This window comes from Amycolatopsis sp. VC5-11 (assembly GCF_037034185.1).
GTDB classification, from domain to species: Bacteria; Actinomycetota; Actinomycetes; order Mycobacteriales; family Pseudonocardiaceae; genus Amycolatopsis; species Amycolatopsis nivea.
In genome coordinates this window covers 1-19,103 of sequence record NZ_JBAGKF010000033.1, presented here as the reverse complement: position 1 = coordinate 19,103, position 19,103 = coordinate 1, and the positions used below count along the sequence as shown (strand labels likewise).

The 19,103-nt window shown below is 68.9% G+C and carries 17 protein-coding genes; 9 read left to right on the top strand and 8 right to left on the bottom strand.

Translation table 11 applies throughout. The features are described 5' to 3' along the window. Window positions 1–255 precede the first annotated feature (255 nt). The gene (locus WA670_RS43565; protein WP_336162029.1) at window positions 256–1,770 is read right to left on the bottom strand and encodes an FAD-dependent oxidoreductase; all 1,515 of its coding nucleotides are present in this window, start codon (window positions 1,768–1,770) and stop codon (window positions 256–258) included. 92 nt (window positions 1,771–1,862) lie between these two features. On the opposite strand from WA670_RS43565, the gene WA670_RS43560 reads away from it, so the two are divergent. After that, a complete protein-coding gene (locus tag WA670_RS43560; RefSeq protein WP_037820363.1) occupies window positions 1,863–2,465 on the top strand; it encodes a TetR/AcrR family transcriptional regulator in 603 nt (200 codons plus the stop codon). Window positions 2,466–2,550: 85 nt separating this feature from the next. Here the strand turns inward: WA670_RS43560 and WA670_RS43555 are convergent, their stop codons facing one another. Further along, complete coding sequence (locus WA670_RS43555; RefSeq protein ID WP_238607745.1) at window positions 2,551–3,537, bottom strand: aldo/keto reductase; 987 nt, start codon at window positions 3,535–3,537, stop codon at window positions 2,551–2,553. An 83-nt stretch (window positions 3,538–3,620) separates the two neighbouring features. Here WA670_RS43555 and WA670_RS43550 point away from each other — a divergent pair, with 83 nt between their 5' ends. Both WA670_RS43550 and WA670_RS43545 read left to right on the top strand, forming a co-directional pair. Then, a complete protein-coding gene (locus WA670_RS43550; protein WP_336162025.1) occupies window positions 3,621–5,168 on the top strand; it encodes a phytoene desaturase family protein in 1,548 nt (515 codons plus the stop codon). A 4-nt stretch (window positions 5,169–5,172) separates the two neighbouring features. Beyond that, window positions 5,173–6,261: an NAD(P)/FAD-dependent oxidoreductase gene (locus tag WA670_RS43545; RefSeq protein ID WP_336162023.1), complete on the top strand. Its 1,089-nt coding sequence runs from the start codon at window positions 5,173–5,175 to the stop codon at window positions 6,259–6,261. Between the two features lie 207 nt (window positions 6,262–6,468). Here the strand turns inward: WA670_RS43545 and yaaA are convergent, their stop codons facing one another. After that, window positions 6,469–7,212, bottom strand: a complete 744-nt coding sequence (gene yaaA / locus WA670_RS43540) for a peroxide stress protein YaaA (protein ID WP_238607742.1) — start codon at window positions 7,210–7,212, stop codon at window positions 6,469–6,471. 65 nt (window positions 7,213–7,277) lie between these two features. On the opposite strand from yaaA, the gene WA670_RS43535 reads away from it, so the two are divergent. The 6 genes from WA670_RS43535 (at window position 7,278) to WA670_RS43510 (ending at window position 13,292) form a co-directional block, all read left to right on the top strand. After that, on the top strand, window positions 7,278–8,243 hold the full coding sequence (locus WA670_RS43535; protein WP_336162020.1) for a GNAT family N-acetyltransferase: 966 nt from the start codon (window positions 7,278–7,280) through the stop codon (window positions 8,241–8,243). Between the two features lie 451 nt (window positions 8,244–8,694). Further along, window positions 8,695–9,084: a hypothetical protein gene (locus WA670_RS43530; RefSeq protein ID WP_336162018.1), complete on the top strand. Its 390-nt coding sequence runs from the start codon at window positions 8,695–8,697 to the stop codon at window positions 9,082–9,084. A 30-nt stretch (window positions 9,085–9,114) separates the two neighbouring features. Next, the gene (locus tag WA670_RS43525; protein WP_336162017.1) at window positions 9,115–9,684 is read left to right on the top strand and encodes a DUF3558 domain-containing protein; all 570 of its coding nucleotides are present in this window, start codon (window positions 9,115–9,117) and stop codon (window positions 9,682–9,684) included. Between the two features lie 512 nt (window positions 9,685–10,196). Beyond that, window positions 10,197–10,484, top strand: coding sequence for a hypothetical protein (locus tag WA670_RS43520; protein WP_336162015.1), 288 nt, complete (start codon window positions 10,197–10,199; stop codon window positions 10,482–10,484). A gap of 76 nt (window positions 10,485–10,560) precedes the next feature. Next, window positions 10,561–12,309, top strand: coding sequence for a proline--tRNA ligase (locus WA670_RS43515; RefSeq protein ID WP_238607739.1), 1,749 nt, complete (start codon window positions 10,561–10,563; stop codon window positions 12,307–12,309). Window positions 12,310–12,314: 5 nt separating this feature from the next. Then, entirely contained in the window at window positions 12,315–13,292 is a 978-nt protein-coding gene (locus tag WA670_RS43510; protein ID WP_037820377.1) for a hypothetical protein, read from the top strand. Here the strand turns inward: WA670_RS43510 and WA670_RS43505 are convergent. The 5 genes from WA670_RS43505 to WA670_RS43485 all read right to left on the bottom strand — a co-directional run bounded on the left by WA670_RS43505 (window position 13,232) and on the right by WA670_RS43485 (window position 18,857). After that, window positions 13,232–15,403: a bifunctional lysylphosphatidylglycerol flippase/synthetase MprF gene (locus tag WA670_RS43505; RefSeq protein WP_107051245.1), complete on the bottom strand. Its 2,172-nt coding sequence runs from the start codon at window positions 15,401–15,403 to the stop codon at window positions 13,232–13,234. The genes WA670_RS43510 and WA670_RS43505 overlap by 61 nt on opposite strands. 234 nt (window positions 15,404–15,637) lie before the next feature. Next, a complete protein-coding gene (locus WA670_RS43500; protein WP_037820390.1) occupies window positions 15,638–16,339 on the bottom strand; it encodes a haloacid dehalogenase-like hydrolase in 702 nt (233 codons plus the stop codon). 30 nt (window positions 16,340–16,369) lie between these two features. Beyond that, window positions 16,370–16,780, bottom strand: a complete 411-nt coding sequence (locus WA670_RS43495; protein ID WP_037820381.1) for a YjbQ family protein — start codon at window positions 16,778–16,780, stop codon at window positions 16,370–16,372. Window positions 16,781–16,796: 16 nt separating this feature from the next. Then, the gene (locus tag WA670_RS43490) at window positions 16,797–17,441 is read right to left on the bottom strand and encodes a response regulator transcription factor (RefSeq protein WP_037820382.1); all 645 of its coding nucleotides are present in this window, start codon (window positions 17,439–17,441) and stop codon (window positions 16,797–16,799) included. A gap of 24 nt (window positions 17,442–17,465) precedes the next feature. Next, window positions 17,466–18,857: a sensor histidine kinase gene (locus WA670_RS43485; RefSeq protein ID WP_078870814.1), complete on the bottom strand. Its 1,392-nt coding sequence runs from the start codon at window positions 18,855–18,857 to the stop codon at window positions 17,466–17,468. Window positions 18,858–19,103: the final 246 nt, after the last annotated feature.

The window sequence follows — 19,103 nt, the reverse complement described above, 5'->3', positions numbered from 1 at the left end:
GCTGGACTTCGTGGCTGATCGTTTCGTGCCTGCCTAGCGTGTGAGTGCGGTGCCGGGAAGTTTCCGGTTGTTGTTTCCGGGTCTGGCCTACGGGCTCGCTCCGTCCTGCGCGGGCGAGGGGCTTGGTTTGTCGGCTGGCCCGCGCCGCTGGTCATTTCGTGCCAGCCTCCGTGAGAGTGCGGAGTCGAGCAGGTGTCGGTTCTGGGGCTGGCGGCTGGCTAGGGGCTTGGCTCGTCGGCCAGGCTGTGTGGCTGGTCATTTCGCGCCTGCCCATCGCGCAAGGGCGGCGTCGAGGAGCTTCAGCTCGTCGCTTCCGGAACTGGCCCACACGATCACGCCGTCCGGGCGGACGAGGAGGCTCGGTTCGTCGGCTGGGTCGGCTACGTGGGTGAGCCGGTCGGTCAAGCCGGTGACTGCGAAGCGGCCGTCGGGGGAGCGGTCGATGAGGACGAAGCTGCCGTCGTGGGCGTGGTCGGCGAGGCGGGAGCCGGAGGTCAGGTCGACGTCTCCGGCGATTGACCCGACTGGGGCGGGGGCGTCGTCGGCGACGTCGTAGTGCTGCAGGATTCCGGACGACAGCGCGACGATGCGGTTCATCGCGGCGGGCACTCGGAGCAGTTCGCCGCCGACGATGGTGCGGAGTTGTTCGGTGCGTTTGTCGCCGCGGAGGAGGGCGACTTGGGCGCGGGTCCAGTCGAGCACTGCTGCGCCGATGGGGTGGCGTTCGGTTTCGTAGGTGTCGAGCAATCCCGCCGGTGCCCAGCCTTGGACGGTCGCGGCGAGTTTCCAGCCGAGGTTTGCCGCGTCGCCCAGGCCGAGGTTCAGGCCCTGGCCGCCGAGTGGCGAGTGGACGTGTGCCGCGTCGCCGGCCAGGAATACGCGGCCTTGGCGGTAGTGCCGGGCCTGGCGCGCGTTGTCGGTGAAGCGCGTTGCCCGGCCCTGGATTCCGGTGATGGTGACCGGGACACCGGTGACGTCGCGGACGGCTTCCTGCAGCTCTTCGACCGACACCGGGGCGTCGCGGTCTTCCGGCGGTTGCCGGAAGCGGCTGAGGAAGATGCGGCCGGGGACCGGGCCGTACGCGTAGACGCCGCGGGGTGTCCAGGTCCAGCCTGGGCGCAGGCCGGTCGCGTCTTCGAAGTCGGCGATGGCCTGGTAGCCGGTCATTTCCGGATCCGTGCCGTCGAACTCGATGCCGAGTTGCTTGCGGATGACGCTCCGCCCGCCGTCGGCCGCGACGAGCCAGCTCGCGGCGAACTCGCCCGCGCTCGTTTCGACTGTCACGGATTCGTCGGCGGCGCGCACGCCGTGCACTTCGACGCCGCGCCGGAGGTCGACGCCCAGTGTGGCGCAGTGTTCGGCGAGCATCTGCTCGACTTCCTGCTGCGGCACTCCCAGCCCGTTCGACACCGCCCGGTGCGCGGCGAGCACGGGATCGCTCTGGTCGATCAGGTCGTTGTCGAACAGGAAACCGGCGAAGTGCCCGGCGGCCAGGAACCGGCGGCCGCCTCGTTTGGCCGCCTCGACCGTGGGGCCGAATTTGCCGACTGACGCGAGGAACCGCCGCTGCGCCGCCTCCGCCGCGGGCAGCAGGCCGCGCCGGTCGAGCAGTTCGGCGCTCGCGACGTTGACCGACCCGGCCTTGATGGTCGGGTCCGGCTCCGGCAGCCGGTCCAGCACCGTCACTGTCACCCCGCGCAGCGCCAGCTCCCCGGCGAGGAACAGCCCGGTGGGCCCGGCCCCCGCGACGATCACCTCAGTCCGCTCCATGTCGTTCTCCCCTCTACCCTTGCCTGACGGCTTAACCAAGTGTGCTTACTGGGTAAGCTTACCAGGTAAACGTAACACGGAAGGGTGGACTCATGCCCAATCGCGGCGATCGAGGCGGGGCCAAGACGCGGGCGCGAATCGCCGAGGTCGCGACCGGGCTGTTCCTCGAGCGCGGGTTCGACGCGGTCACGATCGCCGAGGTCGCCGCCGCGGCCGGGGTGTCCAAGGTGACGGTGTTTTCGCACTTCGAGCGCAAGGAAGACCTGCTCCTGGACCGCCTGCCGGAGGCGATCGACCTGGTGCGGTCGGCGGTCCGCGAACGGACTGGCGGCGTGGTGGACGCGCTCCGGCAGCTCGCGCTGACGCTGCAAGAAGAGGGGCACGTGCTGTCCGGCGTGGGCGGCGACATCGAGCCGCTGATGCGGACGGTCGCGGAGTCGCCCGCACTGATCGCGCGGCTGCGGGCCTTCGGGTACGAGATGGAAGCCGAACTGGCCGCGGAACTGGCCGCGGACGCGCGGTTCTCCGGGGACTCGACGCTGCTCGCGGCGTTGGTGGTGGCGGCTTACCGGACCGTGGCGGTGGAGACGATCCGGCGGCGGCTGGAGGGGGAGGATCTGGCTGAGCTGGCGGCGTCGCACCGGGAGCGGTTGACGCGGGCGTTCGACATGGTCGATCGCCTGGTCAGCGGCTGAGGCACGCCGCTGCGTCCAGGTCTCGCCTCGGTCAGGGGGCGGCTGAGGCGGCGCTGGACGGAAATCCAGCGCCGCCTCCGGCAAATCAGCCGTTGACGAACGCGAGGTGCGCGGCGTCGTAGCGCTCGCCCGCGAAGTTCTCCGGCGCCGCGACCGCCTCGATCGCGGCGAGATCGTCGGTGGTGAGGTCTACCGTCAGCGCCGCGAGGTTTTCCTCCAGGTACTGCTTCCGCCGGGTGCCCGGGATCGGCACCACGTCCTCGCCGCGCGCCTGCACCCACGCGAGCGCCAACTGCCCGGTCGTGACCTCCTTCGCGGCAGCCAGCTCCTCCAGCTTCGCCACGATCGCGAGGTTGCGGTCGAGGTTGCCGTCGGCGAAACGGGGCTGGTAGCGGCGCACGTCGTTGTCCGCCATCGTTTCGGTGGAGCGGTAGCGGCCGGTCAGGAAACCGCGGCCGAGCGGCGAGAACGGGACGATGCCGATGCCCAGTTCGCGGCAGGCCGGCGCGATTTCCGCCTCCAGGCCGCGGGTCCACAGCGACCATTCGCTCTGCAGCGCCGCGATCGGGTGCACCGCGTGGGCGCGCCGGACGGTCTGCGCGCTCGCCTCGGAAAGCCCCAGGTGGCGGACTTTCCCGGCCTGAACCAGCTCCGCCATCGCGCCGACGGTTTCCTCGATCGGCACGTCCGGATCGACTCGGTGCAGGTAGTACAGGTCGATGTGGTCGATGCCGAGCCGTCGCAGCGAGGCGTCGCAGGCCTGGTGCACGTAGGCGGCGTCGCCGCGGACCTTGGTCGGTTCGCCGAGGCGGTTCGCGATGCCGAATTTCGTGGCCAGCACGACCTCGTCGCGGCGGTCGGCGATCGCGCGGCCGATCAGTTCCTCGTTGTGCCCGGAGCCGTAAAAGTCAGAGGTGTCAAGGAAGTTCACCCCGAGGTCGACGGCGTGGCGCAGCGTCTCGATCGACTGCGCGTCGTCGGTCGCGCCGTAGCCGTGGCTCATTCCCATGCAGCCCAAGCCCTGTGCGGAAACCGTCAGGCCGCCGAGGTTCCGGGTCGGGACGTCGGTCATGGTCGCTCCTTCTGCGCTGGATCCTGTCTCCGGCGACGCTAAATCCTGGAGCGCGCTCCGGGTCAAGCATTAGGCTCGCGGCGGTGGACTACGACGCGGTGATCGTCGGCGGCGGGCACAACGGGCTCGTCGCCGCTGCCTGTCTGGCCCGGGCCGGACAGTCGGTGCTGGTGCTCGAACGGCGTGCGGAGATCGGCGGCGCGGCAGTGTCGTTCCGCGCTTTCCCTGGCGTGGACGTCCGGCTCTCGCGCTATTCGTACCTGGTCAGCCTGCTGCCCCGGCGGATCGCGGCCGAGTTGGGCTTGGATGTCCAGCTGCGGAGGCGGCGGATGTCGTCCTATACCCCGGCTGGCGACACGGGTCTCCTTGTCGACACGGGCGACGACGAGCGGACCGGCGCGTCGTTCCGCGCGGTCACTGGGTCCACAAAGGACTATGCGGCCTGGCAACGGTTCTACGCCTCGGCCGCGCGGGTGGCGGAGGCGACCTTCGATTCGCTGACCGAGCCGTTGCCGACGCGTGCTGAGCTGCGTCGACGGATTGGCGACGACGAGGCGTGGACGACGTTTTTCGAGCGTCCGGCAGGGGAAACGCTGCGCGAGCTGTTCGAGGACGACGTCGTGCGCGGCGTCGTGCTCACGGACGCGCTGATCGGCACTTTCGCCGCCGCGGACGACGATCAGCTTCGGCAGAACCGATGCCTGCTCTACCACCTCATCGGCAACGGGACTGGCGACTGGGACGTCCCGGTCGGCGGAATGGGCGCGGTCACCGATGCGCTCGCCGACGCGGCCCGTCGCGCCGGGGCGACGTTGGTCACCGGCGCGGAGGTGCTGTCTGTGACGCCGGACGGAGAAGTTCGTTACCGCTCAGGCGATGCGGAACACGTGGTGGTCGGCGGGCATGTGCTGGCGAATGTCGCGCCGCGCACGCTCGCCCGGTTGCTCGGCGAGGAGCCCGCGGAGTCGCCCGAGGGCGCGCAACTGAAGGTGAACATGGTGCTGCGCCGGCTGCCTCGGTTGCGGGACACGGCGGTCGATCCGCGCGACGCGTTCGGCGGGACTTTCCACGTCAACGAATCGTTTGCCCAGCTCGAAACTGCTTACCGGGAAGCTGCGGCGGGCCGGATCCCGACGGTGCCGCCGTGTGAGATCTACTGCCATTCGCTGACTGATCCGTCGATTCTCGGCCCGGCTGAACGGGCGGCGGGCGTGCAGACACTGACGTTGTTCGGCCTGCACATGCCTGCTCGGCTGTTCGAGGCGGACAACGACAGGGCGCGGGCGGAGGCGTTGCGGGCCACGGTGGCGTCGCTGGACAGCGTGCTCGCGGAGCCGATCGAGGACTGTCTCCTGCTGGACGGCGACGGAAAACCGTGTATTGAAGCCAAAACGCCGCTGGATCTGGAGGCGGAGCTGGGATTGCCGCGCGGGCACATCTTCCATCGCGACCTGTCGTGGCCGTACGGGGATGACGAGACGGCGGGGACCTGGGGTGTCGAGACCGGGCACGAGCGGGTGTTGCTGTGCGGGGCCGGCGCGGTCCGGGGCGGCGGGGTCAGTGGGATCCCCGGGCACAACGCGGCGATGGCGGTGCTCGGTCGACGTTTCGGCGGCGGACAGGCAGGGTGAAGACATGCGCGTGATCGTGATCGGCAGCGGAATCGGCGGGGCTTCGACGGCTTACCACCTGGCGCTGCGTGGAGCGGACGTCGTCGTGGTGGACGCGGACCGGGCCGGGGTGGCGACCGATGCCGGCGCCGGGATCGTCAGCCCTTGGACGTCTTCCTGGGACGAAGCGGTTTATCCGCTCGCGGCTGCTGCTGGGCGGTATTACCCGGCTTTGGCAGCCGAATTGAGCGAGGCTGGGCACGAATCGTCGTATGAGGTGGTCGGCGGGATGGTGGTGTCGGCTTCTGAAGGGGAGCTGACTGAGGCTTATGACCGGCTTGCCGGGCGGGCGGCGGATGCGCCGGAGGCTGGGGTTGTCGAGCGGCTTGACGCCGGGCAGGCGCGAGAGCTTTTTCCGCCGTTGGCACCGGAACTGGCTGCGGTGCATTTGTCGGGTGCCGGGCGGGTGGACGGGCAGGTGCTGCGGCGTGCGCTGATCTCCGCGGCGATTGATCGGGGCGTTGAGTTCATGACCGCTGAGGCTGCGTTGGAGCCTGGGCTGCGGGTGCGGGCTGGGGCGGAGGAACTCTCCGGGGACGCGGTGGTGCTTGCGGCTGGGGCTTGGTCCGGGGAGGTGGCTGAGGCGCTGGGGGTGCCGGTGCCGGTTGTGCCGCAGCGGGGGCAGATCAGTCACTTTGATCTGCCTGGGGTGGAGACTGCCGGGTGGCCGGTGGTGTTGCCTCGGAGCAGCCATTACCTGCTGGCGTTTCCCGGTGGTCGGGTGGTGGCTGGGGCTACTCGGGAGAGCGGGGCCGGGTTTGACCATCGGGTGACCGCGGCTGGGCAGCGGGAAGTGCTGGAGCAGGCGTTGGCTGTTGCGCCTGGGTTGGGGAGTGCGGGGTTGGTGGAGACTCGGGTGGGGTTTCGGCCGGTTTCGCCCGACGGGTTGCCGTTGTTGGGGCAGGTGGCGCCTGGGTTGTTTTTGGCTACTGGGTTTGGGCCGGCTGGGCTTACGTTGGGGCCGTTTGCCGGGAAGCTGGTGGCGGAGTTGGTTTTGGGGGCGGATGTTCCTGGGGAGTTGCTGGCTGGGTTCGGGGTGGGGAGGTTTTCTTGAATCGTGTTCGGCTCGTCGCCTGGCGGCGACATCGCGCCCGGGTGGTTGCGTGGGGCACCCCGAAGTTTGATTGTGCTGACGGTCGGTGGGTGCTTGTCAAGGCGGGAAAGATGCCTTGACAAGCACCCACCGACCGCAGATGAGCTTCGTATCGGGGTGCGGGGGAGGGCTGGGTGCCTCGCTCGTTGGGTGCGTCGGTGCTGGTGGTTAGTCGGTTAGTAGTTCTAGGGCGTGGTCGCCTGTGCGTTCTACTGTTAGGCCTGCTTTGGTGATTACGCGTACTAGCTGGTCCACAGTGGACGGTTCGGTGCGTGAGGTGGCTAGTACTGCTGCCAGTTTTCCCTTGTAGGCCTTGTTGAAGTGGCTGACTGTGGTGCGGTTGCCGTTGGCGTCTTCGGTTACTACGCGGACGGTTACTGCGTCCGACGGAAGCTTTGCGAAGGCTGCGTACGTGCCGGAGCGGAGGTCTACCAGCAGGCCTTCTACGTTGTGCAGCACTGGTTCCAGGACTGGCTTCCACAGGCCTCGTACGGTTCCTAGTGCGGGGACCGTGTTGCCGCCGGAGAGGCGGTAGGCGGGGATGGGGTCGGTTGCCGCTACGACGCCGAACAAGGACGACGTGACGGCCAGACGTTGTTGTGCTTTCGCTAGTCCGGCGCGGGTGAAGCTTTTGACGTCTAGTGCGTCGTAGAGGACGCCGGTGTAGCGGCGCAGGGCGGGCATCGTCGGGGAGGTCCAGAGCTGGGCGTTGCGGGTGACCTCGTCCGCTTGGCGTGCGGAGATGCCCAGTGCGGCGAGGCTCGCGGGGACGTCCGCCGCGAGTTCGACCAGGGCGTCGGCCAGTTTGGCGCGCACTGGGTTCAGCTCTGGGAACGACAATGCGTCCAGGTCCAGCGGCGCGCCTTTGCCGCCGTCGGCTTTGGTTTCTGAAGGGGGGAGGAGCACCAGCACCCCCGGAGCGTAACCGCCCGGTAATCCAGGTGCGGCGGCCGTGTGCCGCTCCTTACCCTGGCCGCATGGAACTCACCTGGCGCCCGCTCGCGCTCGCCGACGTCGAGGCCGTCACCCGGCTCTGCGCGGTCGCGGAGGAAACCGACCGGACCGGTGAGCATTGGGACGAGGGTGACGTGCGCCAGGAAATGTCGGGCCCGTCGGTCGACCTGCCCGGCGCGAGCATCGGAGCGTGGGACGGTTCGCGTCTCGTGAGCTACGCCCTGGTCATCCCGCGCGACGCCGCTGACCCAGTGCACCAGCCACACGTGGCGGCGCTGACCGACCCGGAGTACCGGACGGACGAGGTCGCTTCGGTGCTGACGGAGTGGCTCGTGCGCACGGCGCGGAGCGTCCACGCGCAGCACTTTCCGGACGCGAAGCTCGAACTCCACGCCGGTGCGCACGAGAACGAGCATTGGTACCTCTCGCTCCTCGAACGCGGCGGGTTCAAGCAGGAACGCACCTTCGTGGAGATGCGTGCCGACCTCACCTCGCTGCCCGCCGCACCGCCGCTCCCGGACGACCTTCCGCTGGTCGCCTGCGAAGAGCGCTACGACGCCTTGGTTCTCGACGCGCGCAATGCCGCGTTTGCTGGTCACTGGGGCAGCACGTGGCTTTCGGCCGACGAGTGGAAGCACCGGTTCCGCGACAGCAAGGACTTCCAGCCGGACTTGTCGTTCCTCCTCCTTTCCCCGGAGCGCGACCGGGTGGTCGCGTTCGTGATGTCGTCGTTCTTCGAGGCGGACGCACAGGCGACCGGCGTGCGGGAACTGCACGTCAACTACGTCGGGACCCTGGCGGAGGCCCGCGGGCGAGGACTGGCGTCGGCCCTGCTGGCCCACGCCCTCGAAGCCGGTCGCGCGGCAGGCTTCGAGAGGTCGTCGCTGTCGGTGGACGTGGACAACACTCATCGCGCGCTCGCGGTGTACGAGCGGTGCGGGTACCGGACGGATGCGCGCGTTTACGGGTACGTTTTGCCGCTCGACTGACCGGTCGGGCGGTGTACGACGGGACCGCTGGTAGGGGTTGGACGCGGCTCGGCGAGTGTGCGCTTGGTGCGGACTGTTTCGTGGACCCTTTGAGTATTAGCAGTGTCTGCTGCGGAGAGATTCCCTGGCGCGAAACCAGTCTTGCGTGGCTGCTCGTGAAGCAGGAAGCGACGTGAGGCTTCCATCCAGTTGTGTCCAGCGCCTCTATCGCGTGCAAATGGCGAAGGCTTCTCGTTATTCCGGCGTCGACCCGAGGGGGCGGGCTCTTCGTCGTCTCTGCGTGGTCCCGGCCGTCCGAGCGGACAGTGGACAAGCCAGGCCATGTAGTGAGCGAGCGTGGCCCGCGGACGTCCGTCTCTGTGAGGAACCGGGCGCGGTGAGCTAGCATCCGACATGTTGATCTCGCCGCATCGGGGTGGTGCGGTGATGAAACGAGGGGGGCTTACGAGCCATGTCCGATTCCGGTGCGATTCCACTGCCGCCCGTGCCGCCCATCCAGGTCGGCAGCTACGGCAAGGGCGGGGGCTACAAGTTCAGCGAGGACGAGATCGACTCGGTCATCAAGCAGTGGGAAGACCTGCTGGACGACCTGAAAAACGACCTGGATTCCGCGGAGCGCATCGCCAACGTCCAGGCACCGGGTGACGAACCCGCGAGCAACCTCTACGTCAAGCAGGGTGCCGGGCCGTCCGGGGAGTCGTTGAAGCAGCAGCACAAGGCGATGGTTGACTACACAGTGAACTTCATCACGGCGCTGCGGGCTGCGAAAAACAAGATAACGGTGGCGGAGCAGCAAGCTGCCGACGCCGCCAAAGCCCCGGCCAAGGGTCAAGGAGTCTGAGTGTCCAGGAAGCCGTACCGATCCGCCGGCGTGCTCTCGTTGCTGGCCATACCGGCGCTTCTCGCCGCGTGCAGCAATGGAGGATCGCCTGACGCCCCGCCGGCATCCTCGGCGCCATCGTCCTCATCTGCCGGCGATTCGTCGCTCGCCGTTCCGGCGCCCCTGCAGACGGACGGGCTGATCGACAACCCGTGCTCAGCACTGAGCGACAGCCAGCTGACGCAGATCGGGCTGCTCACCGGTGGCCGAGTGACCTCCGGACCGCCCAAATCGTGCCGCTGGAAGTCTTCGTCGAACGAGTTGAATTCGATCAGCTTGGCACCGCTGCCGCAGAACAAGGGCGGCATCAGCGACATTTACGCCCAGAAGGCGAAGCAGGCCTACTTCGAGCCGGTGAAGGTCAGCGACTACCCGGGCCTGTTCGCTGCCACTGACGACGCCCGGTCAGACGGGTCGTGCCAGCTCTGGGTGGGCGTCACCGATCAGCTGGCCGTCTCCATCATCACCGGAATCAGCAGCGGGCCGAACAAGTCGGACCCGTGCCCGATCGCGAAGAAGGTCGGCGACGCTCTGGTCACGCACCTGAAGGGCGCTGCCTGAGCCTGAGTCGGAACCCGGTCGCCGCACCGGTATCGGGTGCGGCGACCGGGCGATCAGATGGGGCGAGACGCTCCGTTTTCGTGTTTCCACGCGCATCGCTCGTGCTGGCACAGCCCGGGATGCGGTTGCTCGGGCGATTCGTGGCGGCGGTCGGCGTTGTCGAGGCGGAATTGGCCCGGCCAGCGTTCTTGTGCGTCCTCGGGATACATCATCAGGCCCAGCAAGCTTGTGAACGGTCCACGTGGGGCGTGCAGAAGAGCTCACCGCAGTGGCAACGTGCCGCTGACTGCGGCACCTCCTCGCGACATATCGCGCAGGTAGACCGCACCCGCACCTGCTGAACTGGTGGTGCTGGGCGGGTGCGGCCGGGGTCATGCGCCAACCCCTCAACGAACAGGTGCAGCGGGTCGATACCGCTCGGCGTAATAGCGCCGCCGGTAGCTGTAGCCCCGGCGGCGGGGCGGCACCGCAGTCTCTGCGTAGCCTCGAGGCTGTGTCGGCGGGACGAATGGGTGAACATCGGCCTGCGCACCTACACCGAGTTCCAGTGCGCCGAAGCCCTGGCCCGGGTCGGGCTCAAGGGCGACGCGCTACAAGCCCCGGCGTCGGAGCCAAGCGGGCCCTGCTCGACGCATGAGGACGCCCGGCGGCCGCGGATGGGCCCGAAGCAACGCCCACGCCGCCGTCCAGAACTCCGCCAGGCGCTGCGGCTCGGCGCAGTCGACGGTGATCATGCCCATTTCCAAACCCATGCCCGCACGCTAACCGCGACCACCGACAAAAACGGCGTCCGCCGATAACCCGCATGCGTCGCGGCCAGGGGGTTGACTACTCTGTGCGAAACGTCTAAGGCCCGCTCAGCGCAGGGAGTTCCCAGTGATCACCAGGATGTCGTCGTTGTTCCTCCGCACGCTGCGCGAGGATCCGGCGGACGCCGAGGTACCCAGCCACCGGCTGCTGGTACGCGCCGGCTACGTCCGCCGGGTCGCCCCGGGTGGTTACTCGTGGCTGCCGCTCGGGCTGCGCGTGCTGCGCCGGGTCGAGGAGACCGTGCGCCAGGAGATGAACGCGATCGGCGCGCAGGAGATCCAGTTCCCCGCGCTGCTGCCCCGCGAACCCTACGAGGCCACCAACCGCTGGACCGAGTACGGCGACACGCTCTTCCGCCTCAAGGACCGCAAGGGAGCCGACTACCTCCTCGGCCCGACCCACGAGGAGCTGTTCGCGCTCACCGTGAAGGGCGAGTACAGCTCCTACAAGGACTTCCCGGTCACGCTCTACCAAATCCAGACCAAGTACCGCGACGAGGCGCGTCCCCGCGCGGGCATCCTGCGCGGCCGCGAGTTCGTCATGAAGGACTCCTACTCCTTCGACCTCGACGATGAAGGCCTCGCCAGCTCGTACCAGAAGCACCGGGACGCCTACATCAAGCTGTTCGACCGGCTCGGCATCGAGTACGTCATCGTGTCCGCCACGTCCGGCGCGATGGGCGGTTCGGCGTCCGAGGAGTTCCTGGCGGTCGCGGAGAACGGCGAGGACACCTTCGTCCGCAGCACCGAGTCGGGCTACGCGGCGAACGTCGAAGCGGTCGTCACGCCCGCGCCCGCTGCCCGCCCGCTCGAGGGGCTGCCCGAGGCGCAGGTCCACCACACGCCGAACACGCCGACCATCGAGACCCTCGTCGCGTTCTTCAACGCCGCCGGGCTCGGCCGCGAGTTCACCGCGGCGGACACGCTGAAGAACGTCCTGGTCAAGACGCGCCAGCCGGGCGCGAAGGAGTGGGAGCTGCTCGGCATCGGCGTCCCGGGCGACCGCGAGGTGGACTTCAAGCGCCTCGAAGCCGCGCTCGAACCCGCCGAGGTGGAGCTGCTCGAAGAAGCCGACTTCGCGAAGAACCCGTTCCTCGTCAAGGGCTACATCGGCCCGAAGGCGTTGCAGGAGAACGGGGTCCGCTACCTCGTCGACCCGCGCGTGGTCGAGGGCACTGCCTGGCTGACCGGCGCCGACGAGCGCGACCACCACGTGCTCGACCTGGTCGTGGGCCGCGACTTCACCCCGGACGGCACCATCGAGGCCGCCGAGGTGCGCGAGGGCGACGCGTCGCCGGACGGGCACGGCACGCTCGTCGCCGCGCGCGGCATCGAGATCGGGCACATCTTCCAGCTCGGCCGCAAGTACACCGATGCCTTCGAGGTCGACGCGCTCGGCCCGGACTCCAAGCCGGTCCGCATCACCATGGGCTCCTACGGCGTCGGCGTCTCCCGCCTGGTCGCCGTGCTCGCCGAGCAGAACCACGACGAGCAGGGCCTCGTGTGGCCGCGCGAGGTGTCGCCGTTCGACGTGCACGTGGTCATCGCGGGCAAGGACGAGACGGTGCGCGAGGGCGCGGAGAAGATCGCCGCCGAACTCGACGCCGCCGGCCTCGAAATCATCCTCGACGACCGCAAGGCCACCCCGGGCGTGAAGTTCGCCGACGCGGAGCTGGTCGGCGTCCCGACGATCCTCGTCGTCGGCCGTGGCCTCGCGAACGGGCTGGTCGAGGTCAAGGACCGGCGCACCGGCGAACGCGAGGAAATCGCCGTCGACTCGGTCGTCGACCACCTCGCGAAGCTCGTCCGCGGCTGAAGCCGGTGGGCTGGTTCGGGCGCAAACGCCGCGACGACGGCGGGTACCGGGACAACGCCGCGCTGAGCGGCTTCGGCGGGTACGAGCCGTCCGACGCGCCGAAGTTCCCGAGCGCCGGGTACGGGAAACCGGACCCGGCGCCGTCCGAACCAGCCCCGGAGCCGCGGGCCGACCCGATGCGGCAGTCCCTCACCCCGGCGCAGTTGCGGCGAGGGACGCCCCGCAAGACCAATCTCCGCCTGGTCAAGGCGGTCCCGATCGTCATCCTGATCGGGGTGTTCGGCTACAACGTCTTCTCCGCCAACAGCCGCCATTCCGCCAGCACGGACGACACTCCGCGCGCCCCGTACACGTACCAGCCGGACCCCCGTGTCGTCGTGCCGCCGGTGGTCGCGGGTTGGCAGTCAGTGGCGGGCAAGGACGGCAGTTACGCGTACGACGTGCCGCCGTCCTGGGAACCGGCTCCGACCACGCTGCACGGCTGGGACCCGGTCGCCGGATCGCCCGGCATCAACCTGTCCACCAGCGCGTTCCTCGGCAAGGGCAGCTGCAAGGAAGATCCGGTCGGCCAGATCGGCGGCTCGGGTTTCACCACCGAGAAGACCAGTGACGCCGCTGAAGCCGCCCGTAAGGCCGTCACCGACCTGGGCGTCAGCGCGTACACCGGCGAAGGCGCTCCGGCCGCGAAGGTGACGCCTGGTGCTCCGGAGAAAACCGAAGTCAAGATCGAGAACGAAAGCCGCGAGGGCACGCTCGTGGTTGCCGAGGTCGCCCCGAGCAACGCGCCGTGCCAGCCAAAGAGCGCGCTGGTCGGGGCGCTCGCGCTCACCGCCGGCGAAAAGTCGGCCGTGCTGGTCGCGTATTCCGAACAAGGCCGCCCGGGCTCCGCGTCCCGGGACGACCTCGTCCGGATTCTGCACAGTTACCGCGGCGTCCCGGCCGCGGACCGGTCCACGACCACGCCGCCGCCGACCACGCGCTGACGGCGCAGCGCCAGCTTCGCGAAGTCCATCAGCCCGGCGTTCGGCAGATACGCGCGGCCGAGCGCGATCCCGATCCGCGGCAGATCGGCCTCGTCGCGGTAAGCGAGGTACAGCGGCTCGTGCCGCGGCTGGAACTTCGCCTTGAACGCGTGCAGGGAACGGAATCCGTAGTACGGCTCCATCATCGAGCCCAGCGCGTCCAGCATCCGGTCGACCATCTGCCGCGGCGTGCTGTCGTTGCTGCGGACCAGCGGCGCGCCCGAGAGCGACACGAACTGCGCGCCCTCCTCGCGGAACGCCAGGCAGGCCGAGGCGATCAGGAACTCCATCACCGGCCGGAATCCGCCGGTGCGGCGGCGCATCACGTCGAGCGTCCAGCCGCCGACCTCGCCGTCGCCGGTGTGCACCGGCAGCCACGACGTCACGCCGTGCACCGTGCCGTCGGCGTCGACCGCGAGGCCGACCCGGGTCGCCGGGTCCATCGCCTGGTCCACGCCGCCGAGCGTGAAGCCCATTTCCGGCAGGCCCTTGTCGCAGATCCACTCCTCGGACAGCGCGCGCACCTGGTCGCGGATCGACCACGGCTGCTCGGCCAGCCGCACGAGCCGGAACTCGATCCCGTCCTTCTTCGCGCGGTTCAGCGCGGTCCGCACGTCCTGCCAGGCCTTGCCGCGGAATTCGAGGTTTTCCAAGTCCACCAACGTGTCCTCGGCGACCTGCACGTGCTGCCAGCCCAGTTTCGCGGTCTGCGCGGCGGTTCCCGCGGTCGCCGAGAAAACGCACGGCACGAGCCCGGTGTTCTCGCACATCGCGGCGAATTCCCGCAGCGTGCGGTCGCTCGTCCCGTCCGGCGCGACCGGGTCGCCGAGCGCCACCGCGACGCCGGCGTGCCGCTGGTAGGCCAGGTACGAAGCACCGTCGGAGGCGACGAAGTAGGTGTTCTGCGGCCACGTCGTCATCCACGAGATGGTGCTGCCGCCGTTGCGGCCCAGCAGAAGCCGGGCGAAGGCCGGGTCCGGACCGCCGCGGAACAGCTTGCGCCGCCTGCGCCGCGAGGGCACGCGGAACGCGCGCCGCGCGGAGATCAGCAGCACCAGTTCCACGCCCCACAAGAGATTGTCCACAATGAACAGCGGCGGGTTGCTGAGTTCGGCTTCCTGCCGGACGACCTGCGTGATCGCGACGACCCCGGCCAGCACCGCCATCTGCGACGCGGCGAGCACGCACAGCGTGATCGCGCACCGCCAGGCGAACCGCGAACCCCGGCGCAGCCCGTTGAGGATCGGCACCGCGATCAGGCACAGCGGGATGAGTTCGTTGCCGGACATCGAGATCGAGTCGGACGAGCCGAACGGTCCGTCGCCGGGCACCAGCCACATCACCACTTCGGCGACGACCAGCAGCACCAGCCCGGCCGACGCGAGCAGTCGCCATTCGCGCAGCGACGGCTTGTTGGCGTTGCGCGCGGCGGGCCCGGCGAGGCGTCGGCCCAGCGGAAGCGCGAGAACGAGTGCGAAGAAATGCACGAGATCGGCGAGCGTGCCGACATAGACGATCGCCACCCCGGCGTACACGCACAGCCCGGCTCGCAGGCGCAGCCGCCACGGCGTCCGCAGGGTCGCGCTGGTGATGGCGATCGCGGCGAGCGCACCGCCGGAGAAGCCGACGTCGAGCGTGCCGGCGATACGATCGGCCCAGGCCCAGCCGGAATTGCGGGAAAGCTCGAGGAACTGCACCGCCACGACCGTCGACACCAATTGCCCGCCGATGGTCACCGCCATCGCCCGCCGGGTGCCGAGGTGCCATTCGGCGAATCCGGCCATCAGCGCGAAACTGCCCGCCATCGGCAGGTAGAACCAGGGGCGCAGGGCGTAGAACGGGCCGGTGAACAGCGTCCACCAGCGTCCGTGTTCGAGCGAGGGAAGGCCGTAGGCGTAATAGTGGAAAGCGTGCTGGTGCTCGGCGGCGTGCCAGAGCGAACCGGTCGCGACCCCCACGATCAAGATGGCGAGCACCACGGTCGTCGTGAACGGAATCCGGTGCCACAGCACTGCTAGCCGCCCGCGTGCCTCTCCGGCCGTGAGGCCGGTTCCCCCCTGTGCGATCGTCATGGGGAAAGTTTGGCGCGGCGATCTTAAGCGGTCATCGGCCGTCGGACCTACTTCTCCCCCTAAGGGACTGCTACCCCAGGGGGACCCGACCCTGGTCCCAAGACTGACCCGCGGTGTGCGGCAACGCTCTCACCAGCGGAAAGGGGCTGGCGTTCGGCTAGTAAGCGGTGCCTCCGACCCGGAGTAGGGGTTGACGCCGAAAGCCGCCCGAACGAGTGATTCCGGTCGCTTGCCTCACGGCGTTCCGAGCACTGCCGCGCGGACGGCGGAAAGGTCGGCGAGATTCGGCAAAACCGTGTGCGCACCGGCTCCGGTCAGTTGTTCGGCGGAAAACCGGCCGGTAGCAACGCCGATCGCTACCGCGCCGTATTCGAGCGCGGCCTCGATGTCGTGCGGAGTGTCGCCGAGGATTACTACGGATTCAGCAGGAAATTCCGTGCCATGCTTCGTTTCCGCCGCTTTGACGGCGTGCGGGACGAGATCCGCGCGGCGGGCCGAAAGCGAACCGTAGCCGCCGATCTCCAGATCGAGATGTTCGTCGAGACCGAGCGCGGCGAGTTTGTGCAGCGAGATCTCCGGCAGGTTCCCGGTGATGAGGCTCTGCACGACTCCCTCGCGGCCGGCGAAGTCAGCGAGCACGGCCGCAGCGCCGTCGAGCGCCCGGCCTTCCTCGGGCAGCGTTTCCCGGGCGCGTTCGACGGCCGCGATCAGCTCCCGCCACATCCGCTGGATGGTTTCCTCGTCCGGCTCGATCCCGTGCATCGCCAACACGTCGGCCGTGATCGCGCGTTCGGTCCGGCCGCCGAAATTCGGCGGCGTGCGGAACTCCGTGCCGGTCGCGGCGGCGAGCGCGGCACCGTACCAGCCGATGCCCAGCCCGGTGTAGTCGACGAGCGTGTGGTCGATGTCCCAGAGCACCAGCCGGTGCGTGCGAATGGCTGTCACGTCCGCGATGCTACGGCGGGCTCAGCCGGTGAGGTAGCTGAAGCGGACCCGGCGGACGGGGTTGTCGACGTTCGTGTCCACCAAACACACCGACTGCCAGGTGCCGAGCAGCAGCACGCCGCCGAGCACCGGCACGGTCGCGTACGGCGGGAGGAACGCCGGGAGCACGTGGTCGCGGCCGTGTCCGCCGGTGCCGTGCTGGTGGCGCCAGCGGTTGTCGCGGGGGAGCAGATCGTCGAGCGCGGCGAGGAGGTCGTCGTCGCTGCCCGCGCCGGTTTCCAGCACCGCGAGCCCGGCCGTCGCATGCGGCACCCACACGTGCAGCAGGCCGTCGGTGGCGTCGGCGTCGCGCAGGAACCTCTCGGCCTCCCGGGTCAGGTTGTGCACGACCGCTGTGTTGCCGGTGTGCACTTCGATCTCGGTGGAGTACATACCGTCAGGGTAGGCGTCAGGAATCGAGGTAGCGGAGCACGGCGAGGACGCGCCGGTTGTGCCCGTCCGACGGCGGCAGGCCCAGCTTGCCGAAGATGCTCGTCACGTACTTCTCGACCGAGCCCGCGGACAGGAACGCCTCCGCCGCGATCGCCGAGTTCGACCGGCCCTGCGCCATCAGCCCGAGGATCTCGCGTTCGCGCGGCGTCAGCTCGGCGAGCGGACCAGCCTGGCCGGTGGTCGCGAACAGCTGGCGGACGACTTCCGGATCGAGCACCGTCTCGCCAGCGGCTACGCGTTCCAGCGCGGTGAGGAAGTCCGACACCTCGGCGACGCGGTCCTTCAGCAGGTAGCCGACCGCGCCTGCTTCCCCGGCGAGGAGTTGCTTGGCGTAGTTGGTCTCGACGTACTGCGAGAACACCAGAATCGCGCAGCCAGGCCGTTCGGCGCGCAGGTCGATCGCCGCGCGCAGGCCTTCGTCGGTGTGGGTCGGCGGCATCCGGATGTCCACAATGGACACATCGGGCCGGTGCTCGCGGACGGCGGCGCGGAGGTCGTCGGCGTTCTTCACCGCCGCCGCTACCTCGTGGCCGCGCAGGCCCAGCAATTCGACGAGACCCTGACGCAGAATGGCCGAGTCCTCCGCGATCACGATCCGCACGGTTTCCCCCTCATTTCACCGAGTTTAGCGGGGCAGCGGGAGCGTGGCGGTGACGACGGTCGGGCCGCCGGGCGGGCTCGACACGGTCAGTTCTCCGTCGGCTGGGCGGAGGCGTTCGGCGATGCCGGACAGTCCGCCGCCGGGGATGATCGCGGCGCCGCCGGAGCCGTGGTCGATTACGGTCAGGCGCAGGACGTCTTCGCGGTCTTCGACCAGGACGGTGCAGCGTCCGGCGCCGTGTTTGGACGCGTTGGTCATGAGTTCGGCGGCGGCGAAGTAGACGATCGTTTCCAGCGACGGTGGCGGACGGCGGCTCAGTTCCACGGTGACTTTCGCGGAGAAATCGGCGGAACTGGCCAATGTGGACAGTGCGAGGCTCAGGCCTTTGTCCAGTGCCGCGGGGTGGATGCCGCGGGCCAGGTCGCGCAATTCGGTGAGGGCTTGTTTGGCGTTGCTGTGCGCGGCGTCGACCAGGGTGCGGATCTGGTCGAGGTTGACCTGGTCGGTGGCTAGTTCTTCCTTTGCCAGTCCCAGTTTCATGGCCATGGCGACCAGCTGGGCTTGGGCGCCGTCGTGGAGGTCGCGTTCGATGCGGCGGAGTTGTTCCGCTGCTTCGTCCAGCGCGGTGGCGCGGGTTTCTTCGAGGAAACGGACACGTTCGCGCAGGCTTGGGTCGGCTACCAGCAGACGGAGGAGGAGGCGGTCCGCTCCGGCGACGAGGTGCACCACGGCGGGCCAGACGGCCAGGATCAGGATGCCGGAGACGCACCAGACCAGCGAGCCGATCCAGTTGTCGCTCTGGATGTTGAAGACCGGGAGGCCGTGGCCGGGCCTGGTCTCGAGGAGCCAGGTGAAGGGGTAGGTGAAGGAGGCCAAGCCGTAGAAGCCGAGGGTGCCGGTGCCCAGGAGGGCCAGGAGGGCGGCGGGGAGGCGGACCAGGAGGTAGGCGACGGAGCGCCAGGCTGTTCGGTCGGAGAGGCGGGCCGTTAGCCAGTTCCAGAGGCCGGGTTTGAGGGTGGTTCTCGGTGGGGGCGGGAGGGGGAGGTTGAGGAGTTTGGCGGCTAGGCGGCGGTGGAGGCTGCCTAGGAGATTGGCGGTTTTCAGGACTGTGGTGAGGATTAGGAGGCCTAGGAAGACCGGGGTTAGGGCTAGGCCGAGGGTTGTCGCTGCCAGGAGGATGACTACGGAGAGCAGTGGGAGCAGGCCGGTTGTGGCTATCCAGGTTGCTTCGGTCAGGGTCTGGCGGGGGGTTGCTGGCCAGAGGTGGCGGAGTTGGGCAGGGGTTAGGTGACCTGGGTGGGGTTGCTTGGTGGTGGTCACCTTGGTGAGTTTGCCCGGTTGTATGAGTGGCGGGTAGCGGGGTGGCCTGTGTGGTGGGGCGGGGGATAGCCCTACCTCGTCGCCTGGGGGCGACATTGGTTCGGGTGTGCGTGGGGCACCCCGAAGCTTGATTGTGCTGACGGTCGGTGGGTGCTTGTCAAGGCGGGAAAGATGCCTTGACAAGCACCCACCGACCGCAGGGGAGCTTCGTATCGGGGTGCGGGGGAGGGGCTGGGTGCCTCGCTCGTTGGGTGCACCGGCTGCGGCTGGTGGTGGGGGTAGCGCCCCAATGTGGCATTGGGTGCATGTGACGCACCCAATGTGGCGTTCGGTGCGTGGGAT